The sequence below is a fragment of the Proteus sp. FME41 genome, assembly GCF_014897315.1.
In the GTDB taxonomy this organism is placed as follows: Bacteria; Pseudomonadota; Gammaproteobacteria; order Enterobacterales; family Enterobacteriaceae; genus Proteus.
Map to the genome: position 1 here is coordinate 501,938 of NZ_JABUYL010000001.1, position 17,985 is coordinate 519,922.

19 protein-coding genes are annotated in these 17,985 nt (G+C 37.4%); 9 read left to right on the forward strand and 10 right to left on the reverse strand.

Annotated elements, in window-relative coordinates; translation table 11 throughout:
* Positions 1–37 precede the first annotated feature (37 nt).
* The 3 genes from pdxH to pdxY all read left to right on the forward strand — a co-directional run bounded on the left by pdxH (position 38) and on the right by pdxY (position 3,090).
* Positions 38–691 (forward strand): pyridoxamine 5'-phosphate oxidase, encoded by a 654-nt coding sequence (pdxH, locus tag INT04_RS02470; protein ID WP_193014547.1) that lies wholly within the window; start codon positions 38–40, stop codon positions 689–691.
* Positions 692–823: 132 nt separating this feature from the next.
* Positions 824–2,098 (forward strand): tyrosine--tRNA ligase, encoded by a 1,275-nt coding sequence (tyrS, locus tag INT04_RS02475; RefSeq protein ID WP_193014548.1) that lies wholly within the window; start codon positions 824–826, stop codon positions 2,096–2,098.
* Positions 2,099–2,220: 122 nt separating this feature from the next.
* On the forward strand, positions 2,221–3,090 hold the full coding sequence (gene pdxY / locus INT04_RS02480) for a pyridoxal kinase PdxY (RefSeq protein ID WP_193014549.1): 870 nt from the start codon (positions 2,221–2,223) through the stop codon (positions 3,088–3,090).
* A gap of 92 nt (positions 3,091–3,182) precedes the next feature.
* Here pdxY and INT04_RS02485 read toward each other — a convergent pair whose 3' ends face one another.
* The 10 genes from INT04_RS02485 to pspF form a co-directional block, all read right to left on the reverse strand.
* On the reverse strand, positions 3,183–3,731 hold the full coding sequence (locus INT04_RS02485) for a DUF4304 domain-containing protein (protein ID WP_226893940.1): 549 nt from the start codon (positions 3,729–3,731) through the stop codon (positions 3,183–3,185).
* 470 nt (positions 3,732–4,201) lie between these two features.
* Positions 4,202–4,813 (reverse strand): glutathione transferase GstA, encoded by a 612-nt coding sequence (gene gstA, locus INT04_RS02490; protein WP_193014551.1) that lies wholly within the window; start codon positions 4,811–4,813, stop codon positions 4,202–4,204.
* A gap of 205 nt (positions 4,814–5,018) precedes the next feature.
* Entirely contained in the window at positions 5,019–5,723 is a 705-nt protein-coding gene (locus tag INT04_RS02495) for a DUF3592 domain-containing protein (protein WP_193014552.1), read from the reverse strand.
* Positions 5,724–5,890: 167 nt separating this feature from the next.
* On the reverse strand, positions 5,891–6,679 hold the full coding sequence (gene fabI, locus INT04_RS02500; protein WP_193014553.1) for an enoyl-ACP reductase FabI: 789 nt from the start codon (positions 6,677–6,679) through the stop codon (positions 5,891–5,893).
* Between the two features lie 207 nt (positions 6,680–6,886).
* The gene (gene sapF / locus INT04_RS02505) at positions 6,887–7,696 is read right to left on the reverse strand and encodes a putrescine export ABC transporter ATP-binding protein SapF (protein ID WP_193014554.1); all 810 of its coding nucleotides are present in this window, start codon (positions 7,694–7,696) and stop codon (positions 6,887–6,889) included.
* A complete protein-coding gene (sapD, locus tag INT04_RS02510) occupies positions 7,686–8,687 on the reverse strand; it encodes a putrescine export ABC transporter ATP-binding protein SapD (RefSeq protein WP_193014555.1) in 1,002 nt (333 codons plus the stop codon). The genes sapF and sapD overlap by 11 nt, the downstream gene beginning before the upstream one ends.
* A complete protein-coding gene (gene sapC / locus INT04_RS02515; RefSeq protein WP_193014556.1) occupies positions 8,687–9,580 on the reverse strand; it encodes a putrescine export ABC transporter permease SapC in 894 nt (297 codons plus the stop codon). Before sapC ends, sapD begins: the two co-directional genes overlap by 1 nt.
* Positions 9,567–10,532, reverse strand: coding sequence for a putrescine export ABC transporter permease SapB (gene sapB / locus INT04_RS02520; protein WP_193014557.1), 966 nt, complete (start codon positions 10,530–10,532; stop codon positions 9,567–9,569). The genes sapC and sapB overlap by 14 nt, the downstream gene beginning before the upstream one ends.
* Positions 10,533–10,535: 3 nt before the next feature.
* Complete coding sequence (sapA, locus tag INT04_RS02525) at positions 10,536–12,221, reverse strand: ABC transporter substrate-binding protein SapA (protein ID WP_193014558.1); 1,686 nt, start codon at positions 12,219–12,221, stop codon at positions 10,536–10,538.
* A 305-nt stretch (positions 12,222–12,526) separates the two neighbouring features.
* Entirely contained in the window at positions 12,527–13,540 is a 1,014-nt protein-coding gene (gene pspF / locus INT04_RS02530; protein WP_193014559.1) for a phage shock protein operon transcriptional activator, read from the reverse strand.
* 218 nt (positions 13,541–13,758) lie between these two features.
* On the opposite strand from pspF, the gene pspA reads away from it, so the two are divergent.
* The 6 genes from pspA (at position 13,759) to INT04_RS02560 (ending at position 17,839) form a co-directional block, all read left to right on the forward strand.
* On the forward strand, positions 13,759–14,427 hold the full coding sequence (pspA, locus tag INT04_RS02535) for a phage shock protein PspA (protein ID WP_193014560.1): 669 nt from the start codon (positions 13,759–13,761) through the stop codon (positions 14,425–14,427).
* A 36-nt stretch (positions 14,428–14,463) separates the two neighbouring features.
* Entirely contained in the window at positions 14,464–14,694 is a 231-nt protein-coding gene (pspB, locus tag INT04_RS02540; RefSeq protein WP_193014561.1) for an envelope stress response membrane protein PspB, read from the forward strand.
* The gene (gene pspC, locus INT04_RS02545) at positions 14,694–15,050 is read left to right on the forward strand and encodes an envelope stress response membrane protein PspC (RefSeq protein ID WP_193014562.1); all 357 of its coding nucleotides are present in this window, start codon (positions 14,694–14,696) and stop codon (positions 15,048–15,050) included. Before pspB ends, pspC begins: the two co-directional genes overlap by 1 nt.
* Before the next feature lie 119 nt (positions 15,051–15,169).
* Positions 15,170–15,424, forward strand: a complete 255-nt coding sequence (pspD, locus tag INT04_RS02550; protein ID WP_193014563.1) for a phage shock protein PspD — start codon at positions 15,170–15,172, stop codon at positions 15,422–15,424.
* Positions 15,405–16,799 (forward strand): YcjX family protein, encoded by a 1,395-nt coding sequence (locus tag INT04_RS02555; RefSeq protein ID WP_193014564.1) that lies wholly within the window; start codon positions 15,405–15,407, stop codon positions 16,797–16,799. The genes pspD and INT04_RS02555 overlap by 20 nt, the downstream gene beginning before the upstream one ends.
* Positions 16,796–17,839 carry a YcjF family protein gene (locus tag INT04_RS02560; protein ID WP_193014565.1) on the forward strand — a complete coding sequence of 348 codons (1,044 nt, stop codon included), beginning with the start codon at positions 16,796–16,798 and terminating at the stop codon, positions 17,837–17,839. Before INT04_RS02555 ends, INT04_RS02560 begins: the two co-directional genes overlap by 4 nt.
* Positions 17,840–17,985: the final 146 nt, after the last annotated feature.

The window sequence follows — 17,985 nt, forward strand, 5'->3', positions numbered from 1 at the left end:
TATGCTGAATGCAGTTTCTCAAAAGAGAGAGTGAAAAATGACAGAACTTGATTTTATTGATGTTGCAGATTTACGTCGTGAATATATGAACGGCGGATTACGACGTCATGAATTAACTGAGCAGCCATTAGTTTTGTTTGAAAAATGGCTAAAACAGGCTTGTGAGGCACGATTGAGTGATCCTACTGCAATGTGTGTTGCTACTGTTGATGAAAATGGGCAGCCCTATCAGCGTATCGTGTTGTTAAAGCATTTTGATGAAAAAGGGTTGGTTTTTTACACCAACTTAGGCAGTCGCAAAGCAAGTCATTTAGAACATAATCAAAAAGTTAGCTTGTTATTTCCTTGGTATCCTTTAGAAAGACAAGTCTGTTTTTTAGGGAAAGCGGAAAAACTTTCTACTATTGAAGTATTGAAATATTTTCATAGTCGCCCTAAAGATAGCCAAATTGCAGCGTGGGCTTCTCAACAGTCTTCTCGTATTTCAGCAAGAGGGGTGTTAGAAAGTAAATTCATGGAATTAAAGCAAAAATTTCAAAACGGAGACATTCCATTACCGAGTTTTTGGGGGGGGTATCGTGTGACTTTTGAGTCTGTTGAATTTTGGCAAGGACGAGAAAATCGTCTACACGATCGTTTTATCTACCAAAAATCACCACAGGGATGGAATATCGAACGATTAGCACCTTAATGGTGTACTGATAAATTTGCATAAAAAAGTCTTTTTCTACTGGTACTTAACGTAGTGGCGCTTTATGCTATACCACTTGTGTTTCACTTATATTTTAAATAGACAAAAAACAATAAACCGATGGAGTCATTGATGTCTAGCAAGAACCTAATCACACAATTGCAGGAGCGTGGGCTAATTGCTCAGGTCACGGATGAGGCAGCTTTAGTAGAGCGTTTGGCGCAAGGTCCTATCGCCCTCTATTGTGGCTTCGATCCTACCGCTGATAGCCTGCACTTGGGGCATTTGGTTCCTTTGCTGTGTTTAAAACGATTCCAACTAGCCGGGCACAAGCCTGTGGCGTTGGTGGGTGGTGCAACGGGTCTGATTGGAGATCCTAGTTTTAAAGCCACCGAGCGCAAACTGAATACCCAAGATACTGTTCACGAGTGGGTCGCTAAAATTCGTAAGCAAGTGTCGCCTTTCTTAGATTTCGACAGTGGTGAAAACAGTGCGGAATTAGCAAACAACTATGACTGGTTTGGTCAAATGGATGTGCTGACATTCCTGCGTGATATCGGTAAACACTTCTCTGTGAACCAAATGATCAACAAAGAAGCGGTTAAACAGCGTTTAAACCGTGATGATGTTGGTATCTCTTTTACTGAATTCGCCTATAACCTATTACAAGCTTATGACTTCGCGTCATTAAATACGCATTTAGGTGTTGAATTACAAATCGGTGGCTCTGATCAGTGGGGTAATATTACTTCAGGTATCGATTTGACTCGTCGTTTCAATCAGAAACAAGTATTTGGTATGACTGTACCTCTAATTACTAAATCTGATGGAACCAAATTCGGTAAAACAGAAGGTGGTGCGGTTTGGTTAGATCCTAAGAAAACAAGCCCATACAAATTCTACCAATTCTGGATTAATACAGCAGATGCTGATGTTTATCGCTTCTTAAAATTCTTCACCTTTATGAGTATAGATGAAATTAATGCTCTTGAAGATGAAGACAAAAATAGCGGTCAAGCACCTCGTGCTCAACGTGTATTAGCTGAACTTGTAACGCGCTTAGTTCATGGTGAAGAAGGTTTAGTTGCGGCTAAACGCATTACAGAAAGCTTATTCTCTGGTGCGATTGCAGATTTAACTCAAGCTGACCTTGAACAATTAGCACAAGATGGTATGCCAACAATTGAGCTAGAAAAAGACAGTGATTTGCAACAAGCATTGGTTAACGCAGAATTAGTACCTTCTCGTGGTCAGGCTCGTACAATGATCGGCTCTAACGCTGTTTCAATTAATGGCGAAAAACAAGACAACCCTGAGTATGTCTTTGAAGAAAAAGATTTCTTATTTGGTCATTACTCCATTTTACGTCGTGGTAAAAAACACTACTGCCTCGTTATCTGGAAATAATTGACAGTAAAGGGCAGCTAATGAGTTGCCCTTTTTCTTAATAATAATAAATAAACGTATATACCTCGCCTATGATGATAAAGCTTGGGTGTTGTGTGTATTCACAATAATCGGTTTATGTCATGAAAAATATACTCTCTATTCAATCTCACGTTGTTTTCGGTCATGCTGGTAACAGTGCCTCTGAATTTCCTATGCGCCGCATGGGAGTAAATGTCTGGCCTTTAAATACCGTTCAATTTTCAAACCACACACAATATCCAGAAAAATGGACAGGCTGTGTCATGTCAGCAGAACACATCACTGACATTGTTGACGGTATTGCCGCCATCGGCAAACTCTCACAGTGCGATGCCGTGTTAAGTGGTTATTTAGGATCGGCTGAGCAGGGCTTGCGTATTGTTGATATCGTCAAAAAAGTGAAACAAGCTAATCCTAACGCATGGTATTTTTGTGATCCGGTAATGGGACATCCTGAGAAAGGTTGTATTGTGCCGCCTGAAGTGTCTGGCGTGCTGTGTGAAGAATCTCTCCCTATTAGTGACATTATTGCACCTAATTTATTAGAACTTGAAACTTTAGCGGGTGGAAAGGCTTTACATAATGTTGATGAATGTGTGAATGCCGCACGCGAATTGTGCCAACGAGGCCCTAAAATTGTGTTGGTTAAACATTTATCTCGTGCAGGTTATCGTCATGATCGATTTGAAATGTTGCTAGTCACTGCAGAACATAGTTGGCATGTAAGTCGCCCATTGGTTGATTTTGGTGAGCGCCAACCTGTAGGTGTTGGTGATTTAACCAGTGGTTTAATGCTGGTGGATTTACTCAAAGGTATAGAGTTACAAACGGCATTAGAACATGTTGCGGCAGCGGTTTATGAAGTAATGTTAAAAACTAAAGAAATGAATGAGTACGAACTGCAACTCGTTGCAGCTCAAGATCAAATGGTACACCCAACACATAGATTCTGTGCAACACAGATAGATTAATTGCAATAAAATACATTTAATTGAAATAAGAACGGAGGCTTAATCGTTTCCGTTTTTAGTAAGTTTTCTATATTTTTGAAATCAATATCCTATTATTCCAGTAACGTAATTTCCCTGAGTACTTTTTTTATTCCACCACCCAATCTTATTTTACTTAATCCATAATGAGCAAATGCTTTAGCCTTATCAATATCATTTTTCGCTAACCAATATTTGGCACAAATATGACTTAAGGAAACTTGGGTTATTGTCTGTGTTAAATAAGTAGGTAAAAGGGCCTTTTCTATCATGATTGGTGTTATAGGTGAAAATACATCATCAATCGATAAAAAATGATCAAAAAAATCAGTTATCTTTGTTTTAAATAGTGTTTCTATAAAATGATAATCATGGATTGTATCGATGCTAAAACCGCCTTCAGAATGGATCCTAAAACGAATAAATGCATCGATTTCTTTATGAGAAAAGGGGGATAGATTAGGAATAATAGGAGAAACACCTAAGTTAATAAAATATTTATCACCTGTTGTTTTTCTCTGTATATTTACTGATTTGATAAAGAAGTTAGATGATTGGTAAACATTAATATTATTGATTTTGATAAAACCTTGTTTAACAAAAAGTTGGCTAAATTCATTCATCACTATCGCTCACCATAAACGCGGATCACTTCACAGGTATTAATATCTAAATCAACATTAATCCTACCTGAATTACCTGCTGTTGCATTCATCCAATTATTTTGAGTTATTTCTTATTGGTAGAAGTGGATCGTATAAAACGATTGTCCATTTTGAGTGTGAATTTTGTCTTCAAACTCAATATAAGGGTTTTCTATTTCAACGCTTCTCGCGTGAGTAATATCACTGTATTTCACTGTATTTCACTGTTTCGATCGCTTTTAACAAAAAATGTGTATGTTTTTTATCCATTTTTACAATGTATTTTAATTCCATTTATGTATTAACTCGCTATGGCTTAATGACTTTTTAGATATAGATATAAAAATGTTTTACTTTAGATAACCACATTTATTGTCTGTACGTTTAAAAGAGAATAGCTCAGGTAAATTGATTTTACTTGAGCTATTTAAATTTAAAAGGATCAATGATTACTCTTTAATTAATCCTTCAGTGACTAGCGCGCTGTGTACATTAGGTCGTTGTGCAATGTGTTTTAGGTAGTTCTGTAAGTGTGTTAAATCAGTTAAATCTAAACCAACATGAGGTGCCCATTGGCTTAATGTAAATAAATAAGCATCAATCACCGTAAAATGTTCACCACATGCACATTTATGTTTGCTCAATACATCATCAATATAAGCAAACTTACTTTTTAATTTAGTTTTAACTACAGGCAGATAGCTTTCAGGTGTATCAGGTGAAAATAACGGGCTATAACCTTTATGCACTTCGCTCGCAAGAAAGTTCAACCACTCAATTTGATGGTAACGTTCTAATGTTTTTGGAGGGGCAATTAAGTTTCTATCAGGTTTTAAATCTGCAAGGTATTGAACAATTGCAACACCTTCCGTCAAAATATCACCATTATCTAATTGAAGAACAGGAACTTGTCCTTTGGGGTTGATAGTTAGGAAATCTTTACCTGATTCTGTTTTTTTAGCACGTAAATCGATACGCTCAATAGAAAAATCTAGGCCTGTTTCACGTAAGACGATATGAGGGGAAAGTGAGCAACTACCCGGTGTGTAGTACAATTTCATATTGAATAGCTCCCTATCAATAAAGTGGTGATAATGATTTACAGAGGTCAAAAATTATCTTCATTAACTTAAGATAATAAGAGGTTCTAAGAAATTAGCAAACTCAAATGATGCGAATAAAAAAGGCTTTTGTAAATCTGTGAACAAGGCTGTTAATTACAGAATTAGATACTCCTTATATTTATAATATATAAAGAGTATCTAATTACAATTCTTCAAATGAGGGTAGGAATGAAATATCAAGATAATAAATTTCGGGTTTTCTTTTATCAACATAGACTGTAACGAACTCTCTATTAATATAAGGAGTAGGATCAAAAAAAAGATAACCACTTTTATAACGAATTAAACGATTGTTTAATGTGTCATGATAATCTGCAATAATTTGATAAGGTGAACGGTGATTAATCCGAAGATTATTATTAATAATAATTTCAGATATTTTTACATTAATAGGCATACCATCACGTTTCAATCGTTGATTTCTTGATGCTCTTCTTCTGATAAAATACAAAGGGATAAACCCTGTTGAGGCAAATACGAATCCAAAAACACTTAAGATAGTCCCTGCACCATATAAGCCTAGAAAGTTATTAATTGTTGCTTTTTGTGGATCATTAGGTAGATAAATAATACTAATGTTTTCACCAAGATGATAGCGAGAGTGGCTACTCCCCTCTGGTGAGCGAAATATGATTTCTCTATTATCTTCGGTATTAAATTTAATAATAGGGTGATAAATACTTCCGTTATCAGAAGACTTACTCATGCTCAGGTCAATAACAACACCCGTTGTTTCTGTTCCATTTCTTACTAAATTTAATTCTGATTTGAATACAAATAAAGCGACAATAAAAATAATCACACCAATAATAGCAAAGATATAAAACAGGAATTTAAATTTCTTCATACATTAAATCCTTTTATTAATATGTCACTATTTTATCTTTAACAAAAGAAAAGATTATAGGAATAAACTAAAAAATGTCATATGAAATGAAAAAATAATTGTATTTTGTGATAATAAAAAAGCCAACCTTCATTCTGGGGGCTGGCTTTTATTATGTGTAAACAGAATTATTTCAGTTCTAATTCATTCATTGCAGCGATACTAAAGCCACCATCTACGTGAATGATTTCACCTGTAATACCGCCTGATAAATCAGAGCATAAGAATGCAGCAGTATTACCTACATCTTCAGTTGTTACAGTGCGACGTAGAGGGGTTACTGATTCGCAATGGCTTAACATTTTACGGAAATCTTTGATACCAGATGCCGCTAATGTGCGGATTGGACCTGCAGAAATGCCGTTAACACGAATGCCTTCAGGACCCATCGCGTTTGCCATGTAACGAACGTTAGCTTCTAAAGATGCTTTAGCCAGACCCATCACGTTATAGTTAGGGATGGCACGTTCTGCACCTAAATAAGTCAATGTTAATAGCGCAGAGTTTGGATTTAGCATTTCACGGCTTGCTTTAGCCATCGCAACAAAGCTGTACGCACTAATGTCGTGAGCAATTTTAAAGCCTTCACGAGTGACAGCATTAACATAGTCGCCATCTAATTGGTCAGCAGGAGCAAAACCGATAGAGTGAACAAAACCATCGTATTTAGGCCAAACTTTTGCAAGTTCTGCATACATGATATCGATGCTTTCATCTTTTGACACATCACATTCTAATACGATATTTGAGCCTAATGATGCTGCAAATTCTTCAACGCGTGGTTTCAGTTTTTCATTTTGGTATGTAAATGCAAGTTCTGCACCTTGGTCACGCATAGCTTTGGCAATACCATAAGCAATTGATAATTTACTAGCAACACCAGTAATAAGAATGCGTTTGCCGGTCATAAAGCCCATAGCTGTATCCTTGTTTTTTCGTAAATCGCGATAATAACATCATTCACAGTTTTATTTATCTGTTCGGTTATCACGCTTATTGTTAATAAACGTGGCTGATTCTACCACGACATTTGTAAATTTGTTTAATTTCCCTAGCACCTCCGAGGAGTTAAGGAAAAAGGGTGAAATAATGTGCAATTAACATAATACTTATATTGTTTACACTTAAGGCAAATCTTGGCGCCAAGCTTCTGCTGTTAGGGCTTCACCAAAATGGCTTGCAACTAATCGACGAGTGACTTCATGTAAAGGTGAGGCAAGCACTTCTGCCGTATTACCTCGTTCAACCACTTCACCATTATCCATCACAATAATTTTATCGCTAATATGTTTGGTCATACCTAAGTTTTGTGTCACATAAATATAGGCAATGTCATGCGTCTCTTGCAGTTCTAACATTAAATTTATAATTTGTGATCGTAATGACATATCTAATGATGCTATTGCCTCATCAGCAATAATCACTTGAGGTTGTAAAATTAAGGCTCTTGCAAGCGCAATCCGTTGACGCTGACCCGATGCAAACATATGAGGATAGTAATTAGCATGTTCGGGCAAAAGGCCAACTTGACGTAACGTTTGATAAATTCGCTTTTCACGTTCTATGGCACTTAATTCGGTATTAAGGCGTAAAGGAATATCTAATGTTTGCCCTATACGCTGGCGAGGATTTAAAGAGTTAGTGGGATCTTGAAATATCATTCTAATTCGTTGACTACGATAAGGGTAATCACCAAATGTAAGTTGATGCCCATTAATAAAGATATCACCGCCTGTAGGTTCTGTTACCCCCGATAACATTCTTGCCAATGTTGATTTTCCTGAACCATTAGCGCCAATAATGGCTAATGTTTGCTTAGGTTCAAGTGTAAAGCTAACTGGTTTTACGGCTTCTAATTGCTGGCGTCGAAATAATCCAGTGCGATAGCGAAATGTTTTTGATAGATTTTTTACCTCAAGCAGTTTATCGAACATCAGTTGGCTCCACATTTAACGGGAAGTGACACGCCACAGCATGGGTTTTAAATAAACGTAATCGAGGGGCTTCAATACATTGGCGTTGAGCATAAGGACAACGAGGGCCTAAACGACAGCCAACAGGCAAATGTTCAAGAGAGGGAATGGCGCCGGGTAATGTATTTAAACGGCTTTTATGTACCAATGAGTTAGTGAAATCAGGAATAGAGCGAATTAATGCTTGAGTATAAGGATGATAAGGTGTCACGAGTAATTCATCAGGTGGGGCAGTCTCAACGGTTTGACCACAATACATAACGGTAATTTTATTGGCTAATTTACTTATCCATTGTAAATCATGGCTAATCAAAAGAATGGTCATATTATTATTTTGATTAAGACGAGTCAGTAAGCGAAATATTTGTGTTTGTGTTGCAGGCTCCATCGCGTTAGTGGGTTCATCCGCAATCAATAATCGAGGTTGATTGGCAATAGCGATGGCAATCATCACTTTTTGGCATTCACCTTCTGTTAATTCATAAGGATAACTGCGCATAATATCTTTGTGATCTTTAATACCTACACGGTGTAACAATTCAATTGCACGACGTTTTCGCCAATGAAAGCGTTGCCACCAATGTCCTTTATATGTCCAACCAGGAATAGCTTGAATCAGTTGTTGTTCGATTTTTGTAGCAGGATCAAGGCAAGATTGAGGTTCTTGGAAAATCATTGAGATATTATGGCCAATAACACGACGTCGCGCTCTTGGCGATAATTTAAGTAAATCAATATCATCAAATCGGAAGCGATCGGCTGTTACACTAATATTATCTTTAGTGACACCACAAATGGCTTTTGCAATTAAACTTTTACCTGATCCTGACTCACCAACAAGGCCTCTCACTTCACCTTCATTTAAGGTGATCGAAACACGATCGACGGCTTTAACTGGGCCATCGGGTGTCATAAATTCAATGGTTAAATTGCGTATATCTAATAAAGGCATTATTCAACTCCCTCATTTATGGCACGCTGTAAACCATCACCGAGTAGGTTCACCAATAAAACACTTATCATAATTGTTGCGCCTGGAATTAACACTGTCCATGGGGCGACATAAATAAGTTCGAGTGAATCGCCTAACATGGCTCCCCATTCAGGTGAAGGAAGCTGAGCGCCTAAATTGAGAAAACCTAAGGCAGTAATATCAAGAATAGCAATCGAGAAAGCCCGCGTTAATTCAGAAACCAATACCGGCGTAATATTAGGCAGTACGGTATACCATAAAATAGAAATATTGGATGCGCCATCAAGCCGAGAGGCAATGACATACTCTTTATTTAATTCATCATTGACTGCAGAATAAATCATCCTAACTAAACGGGGTAGTAATGCCAGCCAAATTGCTATCATGGCATGACCAAGGCTTGTTCCTACAAACGCCACGACAATAATAGCCAGTAGCAATGAGGGAATCGATAATAAAGTGTCTAAAATATGATTGAGAATGGCAGATTTTAAGCCATGTGTCATTCCGGCAACGCAGCCAATAATTAAGCCCATTAATGTTGCTGCAAAGGTGACGATAAACGCCCCCCCAAAGGTCATGCTTGTCCCAATTAAAATCCGACTAAAGACATCACGCCCCAAGTCATCAGTACCAAAAAAATAGGAAACATTCCCATTTTGATACCAAGATGGTGGTGTTAACTGGTGACCGAAAAATTGTTGATCAAGAGCATAAGGCGCAATATAGGGACCAATAACACTCAAGATTAAGAGAAAAAGTACACCGTAAAACCCTACCATTGAGATAACGTCTTTAGAAAAACATTGCCAAATCACTGCTGCCGGTGTGGGTGTTTTTTTCTCTTTATAAAATTGGCTATCTAAAGGCATATCCCACCTTGTGTTTCATTGGGTTGCTCATTGCACCCACAATATCGGATAACACATTCACAATAATAACCATTGAACCCACTAACATTACACCCGCAGAAATCGCAGAGTAATCTTGTTGGCGGATTGCTGTTACTAACCAGCGACCCAGTCCAGGCCAGTTAAATACAATTTCTGTCACCATCGTAAGGGTTAGCATGGTAGAGAATTGTAAGCCTAATTTAGGGATGATTGGGGGTAAAGCATTATGGAGAATATGACGACGAATAATTGTAAAACGTGAGAGGCCTCGAGTTGCGGCGGCTTTCACATAGTTCTCTGACATAATTTCTTCTGTACTGTTACGCATTAATCGAATAACTTCGGTCGTAGGGGCGATAGCCAGTGTTGTTACAGGTAAAATCAGATGTTGTAACACGTTAACTATCATTTGCTGGCGATAAGGTGAGTCTGATAACCAAGCATCAACGAATGCAATACCCGTAATAGACTGTAAATTATAAAGTAGATCAATACGACCAGAGACAGGAAGCCAACCGAGTTTTAGTGAAAAGAAAAGTGTTAATAATAAGGCAAGTCCAAATACAGGCACAGAAAAGCCTAATAGCGCAAAGTTACTAATAATAATATCAGCGGATTTATTTCGCCAAACACCCGCAATAATACCCGCAGGGATCCCCACAAGAAGGGCAAAAAGAAAAGCCAATGTACAGAGTTCCATTGTGGCTGGGAGCGCTTCAATCAGTTGTACTTTAATTGGCTCACCATTAATGGAGGAGATACCAAAATCAAAATGAATCATGTTGTGAGCATAAAAGACGTAGGCATCCATTAATGATGCACCACTTAATGGGCCATTGGGCGTGTAATAGCTTAGGCTAAAGCTCACTAGCGACAAAAAGAACAGTGTCACAAGTAATAAAAGTAATCGACGTATTGAATAAATAATCATGGATTATTTTACAGCCTCTTTCTTGTGATTTTGCTCATCTACTTCTGCTTCTCGATAAACACCAGCAAAAGATGCATTACCAAAGGTGCTTAATAGCAATCCTTTAATATCATAACGATATGCCTGCATACGTAAAGAGTTCGCTAAAGGTAAAACAGGTAATTCTTGGGCAAGAATGTCTTGTGCTTCATGATAATAATCCATTCTTGATGCAAGTTGCTGGCTATAAAGCGCTTTCATCAGAATTTCATCAAAATTAGGTAAACACCAATGGCTAAGATTAGTTTGTGAGCCAATGGCTGCACAGCTAAAAAGTGGGCGGAAGAAACTATCCGGATCGTTACTGTCAGTTGACCAACCTGACAAAGTCATATCATGAGTGCGATCCATCATGCTTTTCTCTTGATATCGGCCTTCAATAGGACGAATATTCATTTGGATACCCACTTGGGCTAAGTCAGCTTGAATGAGCTCTGCCATTTTTAATGGACTTGGATTATAAGATTGTGATGCACTTGGTACCCAAAGATTCAATTTAAGGCCATCAAGACCTAATTCTTTTAAGATCTGTTTTGATTTTTCAGGATTATATTCTGTAATTTTTGCACGATTATCATATGCCCAAGAGGCGCGAGGAAGCACTGATGCGGCTGTTTCTGCTGTTCCATAATAAATAGACTCCATTAACCGCTCATTATTAATCGCATAAGCAATGGCCTGACGTACTTTAAGGTCATTTAACGGTGGTTTACTGGTGTTAAACGCTAAATAAGCGATATTCATACCAGAACGGAGTGTTAATCTTAGTCGAGGATCATCACGTAAAACTTTTAATTGACTTGCTGCTGGATAGGCTAAAACATCACATTCACCCGTTAATAATTTAGAAATACGGCCTGTACCACCTGCACCCATATCAATCACAATTTGTTGCATCTTAGGTTGACCTTTCCAGTAATTTTCATTTCTAAATAAACGAACAAATTGCCCAGGTTGATATTCATCTAAAAAGAAAGGCCCAGTGCCTACCGGTTTCCAATCAAGTTGTGTTTGATTGCCTACTTTTTCTAAATTTTGTGCGTATTCAGCAGAGAGAACAGGGGCGTAATGCGTCGCTAAATGCCATAAAAAAGAGGCGTCAGGCTCTTTTAAGCTAAATTCCACAGTGTATTGACCAAGTTTTTTTATTGATTGGATATTATTAGCAAAACTTAGGCTGTCAAAATAAGGGTATTTTCCACCACTGATTTGATTGTATGTATTTTGTGGGTCAATCATCCTTTCAAAACTAAAAATGACATCATCTGCGGTGAGTTTTCGTGTCGGTGTAAACCATGATGTTTGCTGAAAAGAGACATTTTTACGTAAATAAAAGCGGTATGTCGCCCCATTATCTAATGATTCCCAACGTGCTGCAATTTCAGGGATCAGACGATAAGTGTAAGGGTCAACATCTAAAAGACGATCATAAAGTTGTGCAGCGAGGGGATCAATAATTAATCCACTGCTCGATAACTGTGGATTAAACGTATTTATACTGCCATCAACACAATAAACAAAGCCATTTTGATTAATTGGAGTTGGCTCTTGTTTTACGGAGAGCTCTGGCATTTTCGGTGCTATCTCTGCGATGCAAGCTGTACTTACAATACTGAGTAGCAGAGTACCAATAAATAAAATAGGGCGCATAATAATGTCTTTTAGAGAAACGATTTTGCTATTGTAACTTAAAAAACTTTCTATCCCCAAATAGTCAAAAAAACAAAGTGAGAAAAATTCTCAATAAAAAGCTTTACAAATGCTAATGATAAAGATTATCATCCGTATTGTCCTTCGGCGGTAAGAGGTTTTCCGCAGAGGGCACGACATTGCTCACATTGCTTCCAGTATTTTTTTACTAGCCAGCTCGGGTGCTGGCTTTTTTTTTGCCTATCATTTTTTCCTACCCTTCTTTATATCCATAGATAATAAAAAATTTATTTATTATTATTCGATTATGTTGTTATTTGGTGCTTTTTAATTAATCCTCTAAATTGATCATAACTCAATGCTAATTTTTCGGCGGCCTCTTTTTGATTATATAAACACGTTTTTAAGGCATTATTGACTAGATTTTTTTCCATTTCATTTTGCCACTGACGTAAATCGAGAGGTAAAGCAGGTAATGAAAAAGAAGAGATTATCGTTTCTTTAGAGAATTTTTTTAATGGGGAGAGTTGGGGTATCGATGTTTGAAGGCCAGCGAAAGGGTTAATAATAATATTATCTAGTACTTTATCACTGGTGCCATGGCGATAAACTGAACGTTCTACAACATTTTTTAGTTCACGAATATTACCAGGCCATGCATAGTCTAAAAGCACTTGGCATGCATTATCACTAAAGCCAGGAAAAAAGGGGAGTCCCAATTCTTGACACATCGAAATAGCAAAATTTTCAGCAAGTAACATAATATCTGCCCGACGCTCTCTTAGCGGGGGCAACCGAATAACATCAAAAGCTAATCTATCCAGTAAATCGGCACGAAATTTACCTTCTTCAGCCATTGCCGGTAAATCAGCATTTGTTGCACAGATAAGCCTAACATCAACATGCAGTGATTGACTACCACCCACCCGCTCTAAATGACCGTATTCAATGACACGAAGTAATTTCTCTTGTACCAGCATAGGAGCCGTTGCTAATTCATCAAGAAAAAGAGAGCCACCATCAGCACGTTCAAATCGACCTTGATGGCGATTTTTAGCACCAGTAAAGGCACCCGCTTCATGACCAAAAAGCTCAGAATCAAGCAAGTTGTCATTAAGTGCAGAACAGTTGATCGAAATAAAAGGCCCTTGCCACCAAGGGGCGAGATAATGCAGCCGATGTGCAATTAATTCTTTACCCGTGCCTCGTTCACCAATTATTAAGACAGGCTTTTTTAATTGAGCAAGCGCAGAGGTCTGTTCTAATACATCAATAAATTGACTATCAACACCGATTATTGTCTCTAAATTCTCATTCATTGGTTAAATTCACCATAGCAAGGTATTTTTTACCACTTTATCAGATGTGTGGAAAATAGACGAATAGAATAAATCATCTATTATTAATAAGTTAAGTGAAGTTTCAAAGTTGGCATGTAAATTGTATTAACTAGAGTAAGCCGAGCGTTATCATTGATAGCGCCATTTAATGAAATAATTTAACGTTACTAATTAGCATAGCTATTAAGGATAACATCATGGGTATATTTTCACGTTTTGCTGACATTATTAATGCCAACGTCGCTTCTTTATTAGATAAAGCGGAAGATCCTGAAAAAATGATCCGCTTAATGATCCAAGAAATGGAAGACATGTTAGTTGAGATTCGAACCACTTCTGCACGCACTTTAGCAGAAAAGAAAGGTTTAGAACGCCGTATCGAACAAGCGGAAAAACAAATTAAGGATTGGCAAGATAAAGCTGAATTAGCGTTAGTTAAAGATAAAGAAGATTTAGCTCGTGCAGCATTGATTGAAAAACAACGCATTGCATCAGTTAATGACACATTAAAACATGAGTTGATTATTATTGATGAGACGTTAACTCGCTTAAAAGGTGAAATTAACGAGTTAGAAAATAAATTAACAGAAACACGTGCTAAACAGCAATCTTTAGTGGTTCGTCATCAAGCAGCAAATTCATCACGTCAAGTTCGTCGTCAATTAGACAGCGGTAAGATGGATGCAGCAATGGCACGTTTTGAACAATTTGAGCGACGTATTGACCATATGGAAGGTGAAGCTCAAAGTTATGGGTTAGGTAAAGAGAAATCATTAGACCAACAGTTTGCTGAATTAAAAGCTGATGATGAAATTAGCGCGCAATTAGCGGCATTAAAAGCTAAAATCAATATCAACAAAGAGTAACAGCAAGCGTAATAACCATCTTATAAAGGATATGTAATGGGCTATATATTTCTGGGAATACCACTGACCATTTTTATTTTATTTGTTCTCCCTATCTGGCTGTGGTTGCATTACAGCAATCAGAAAAGTGGTGGGAATGTTCAGTTAACCCAACAAGAAATGCAGCGACTGAGCGCGCTGGTGGATAAGGCTCAGCAAATGCAGGAACGCATTAAGACGCTAGAACAAATACTTGATGCAGAACATCCTAACTGGAGGCAATCATAATGACGGTACAAAGCAAACAATTGTATCGCTTGCCACAAGAAGGCGTGATCCGTGGTGTATGTGCAGGCCTTGCCCATTATTTTAATATTCCTGTTTTACTTGTCAGGGTTATTGCGGTAATTGCGCTCTTTGCTGGATTTTTTGGCTTAACAATTGTTGCTTATCTTGTTTTGAGTTTCTTTATGGAACCAGCGCCAGCTAATTACCAGCAAGGTGATGAGCAACAAGAAAGTTTAAAAGAAATTTTAAGTGGCGTTGATAGTCAATTAACACAAGGTGAAAAACGTTTACAACAAATGGAACGTTATATTACTTCTTCTACTTATCAGTTAAATAAACGCTTTCGAGATCTGTAATATTTTAGCCATTTAATCTGATATGACGCTCCGATTTAGGAGCGTCTTTCTTTGAGTTGTTTTCTCTTTTTTAGCGTAGTTTTTGTAAGAGTGTTAAATTCCTGATTAAGGAGGGTGCTATGAATATCAATCAATTCGATGCCACTTTAAAAACAAATAAACTCACCCAATTTATCAAAAAAGGGTTAACATTTGGGTTAATGTTATTGACTTTATTTGGGCCAGCGGCAATAACTGGCGGTATATTAAAATGTGTAAGTCGCAAACCGTTACGTTGGTTGGTTCTATTGATAGCGGAGCCTGTCATTAAAGCAGGTTTAAATAAGCTATCGCGTCAAGTGTCTTGGGAGAAACATGAAACGCCTACAAAATGAACTTACAGCTTTTATTAATCGTGGTGTTGACAGACATCTTCGCTTAGCCGTAACTGGATTAAGCCGAAGTGGCAAAACGGCATTTATTACCTCTTTAGTTAATCAACTTATTAATGTACATACAGGGGCTCGTTTACCGCTATTTTCTGCTGCACGAAATAAGCAATTATTGGGTGTAAAACGTATTCCCCAACATAATTTAAATATTCCCCGTTTTACTTATGATGAAGGTATGGAATCACTTTATCACACGCCACCAAGTTGGCCTGTTCCTACGAAAGGGGTGAGTGAAATTCGTTTGCAGCTTCGTTATCGTTCTAGTGAGTCATTAACCCGTTTTATAAAAGAAACATCATCACTTTATTTAGAAATTGTGGATTACCCGGGTGAGTGGTTATTAGATTTGCCAATGCTTGAACAAGACTATTTTGAATGGTCAGAGCAAATAAATAAGGTTAATCACCAAAGAACATCACCAGAACAAAATTGGCAATCACTTCTTAAAAAATGTGATCCTTTCGCACCCGCTGATGAAACATTATTAGCGGATATTGCAGCTGCTTACACTGAATATTTATTGTCATGTAAAAAAGAAGGGCTTCATTTTATTCAGCCGGGCCGTTTTGTTTTGCCAGGTGAATTAGCTGGTGCCCCTGTTTTACAGTTTTTTCCATGGATAGATTTGCAACAATACGATATTACTAAATTAAAGAGTGCAGATAAACGCACGAATATCGGTATGCTAAAGCAGCGTTATGAATATTATGGTCAGCATGTGGTAAAAGGTTTTTATCGTGACCATTTTCAGGGCTTTGATAGACAAATTGTTTTAGTGGATTGCTTGCAACCTCTTAATCAAGGCGCAGATGTTTTTAATGATATGCGACAAGCCTTAACACAATTAATGCGTAGTTTTCATTATGGTAAAAGAACATTACTAAGACGTTTATTTTCGCCTTGTATTGATAAACTTTTATTTGCAGCGACTAAGGCTGATCATATTACGATTGATCAACATGAAAATTTAGTTTCATTGCTTCAGCAACTTATTCAAGATGCTAAACAAAATGCTATTTTTGAAGGAATAAGTATTGATTGTATGGGACTCGCCTCTATTGCAGCAACAGAAAGCGGTATTGTTGATCACCAAGGTGAAAAAATTCCAGCATTAAAAGGATTCCGTTTAAGTGATAACAAGCCTTTAGTGTATTTTCCAGGTGAAGTGCCTAAACGATTACCTGAAAAAGAGTTTTGGCAGAAACAAGGTTTTAGTTTTGAATCTTTTAGACCACAACAAATATCAAGAGATAGTGCGGTTCCTCATATTCGCATGGATAGTGCAATGGAATTTTTGTTAGGGGATAAATTAAAATGAATGAGCCATTAAAATCACGAATTGATTTTAAAGAGCCCATACTTCAAGAAGAAGTAACCTTAAAAAAAGGTATTGGCTTTCAGGAAAATGAACAATTTCTACCTATAGATCCACAATTAGAGGCAGAAAACGAAGGACAATTAGAAGGTGATGTTCAGTCTATTTTAAAGCCTAAAAAAAGTGTATGGAAACGGTTATTAACAGTTGCGAGTACAATTTTAGGGGTTAGTGTTATTGCCCAAACAGGGCAGTGGATTTATGAATCTTGGATAAACTCTGATTGGATTGCATTAGGTGCAGCAAGTGCAGGAGGGCTAATTGTTGTTGCTGGAATCGGCTCTATAATAACAGAGTGGTGCCGTATTTATCGTTTACGCCAACGTGCGGATGAACGAGATAAAGCCAAAGAGCTACTTTATAGTCACGGCATAGGAAATGGCCGGCTTTTTTGTGAAAAATTGGCGAAGCAAGCGGGTATTCATTCACAACATCCTGCATTAATTCGTTGGCAAAGTGCACTGCATGATACGCATAATGATAGCGAAGTATTAACGCTTTATAGCCAATTAGTTCAACCTATTTTAGATAAGCAGGCGAGAGCTGAAATTAGCCGCTCTGCGGCTGAATCTACCTTAATGATCGCAGTAAGCCCGCTTGCCATGGTTGATATGGCCTTTATTGGTTGGCGCAATATACGTTTAATTAATCGTATTGCTGAAATTTACGGCATAGAACTGGGTTACTATAGCCGCTTAAAATTATTTCGTCTGGTTTTAGTCAATATTGCATTTGCTGGTGCTACCGAATTAGTGAGAGAAGTAGGAATGGATTGGCTCTCTCAAGATCTTGCTGCTCGGTTATCAACACGAGCGGCTCAAGGTATCGGTGCTGGCTTATTAACAGCACGTTTGGGAATTAAAGCAATGGAGTTATGTCGTCCTTTACCTTGGATGGATGATAACAAACCTAAGCTGGGTGATTTTAGGAAAGAACTAATCGGTAAATTAAAAAGTACGATAGGTAGTAAGAAAAAAGAGTAAAATATAACATTATTATTATTTTCTTCTTTATAAAGAATACAGATTATTGAAAAACACCCGAAATTTGCACACTCATTTTGGGTGTTTTTTTTATGAAAAAAAGAATTATTTATATAAAAAGACCATGCGGATAAAATATAAGTCTA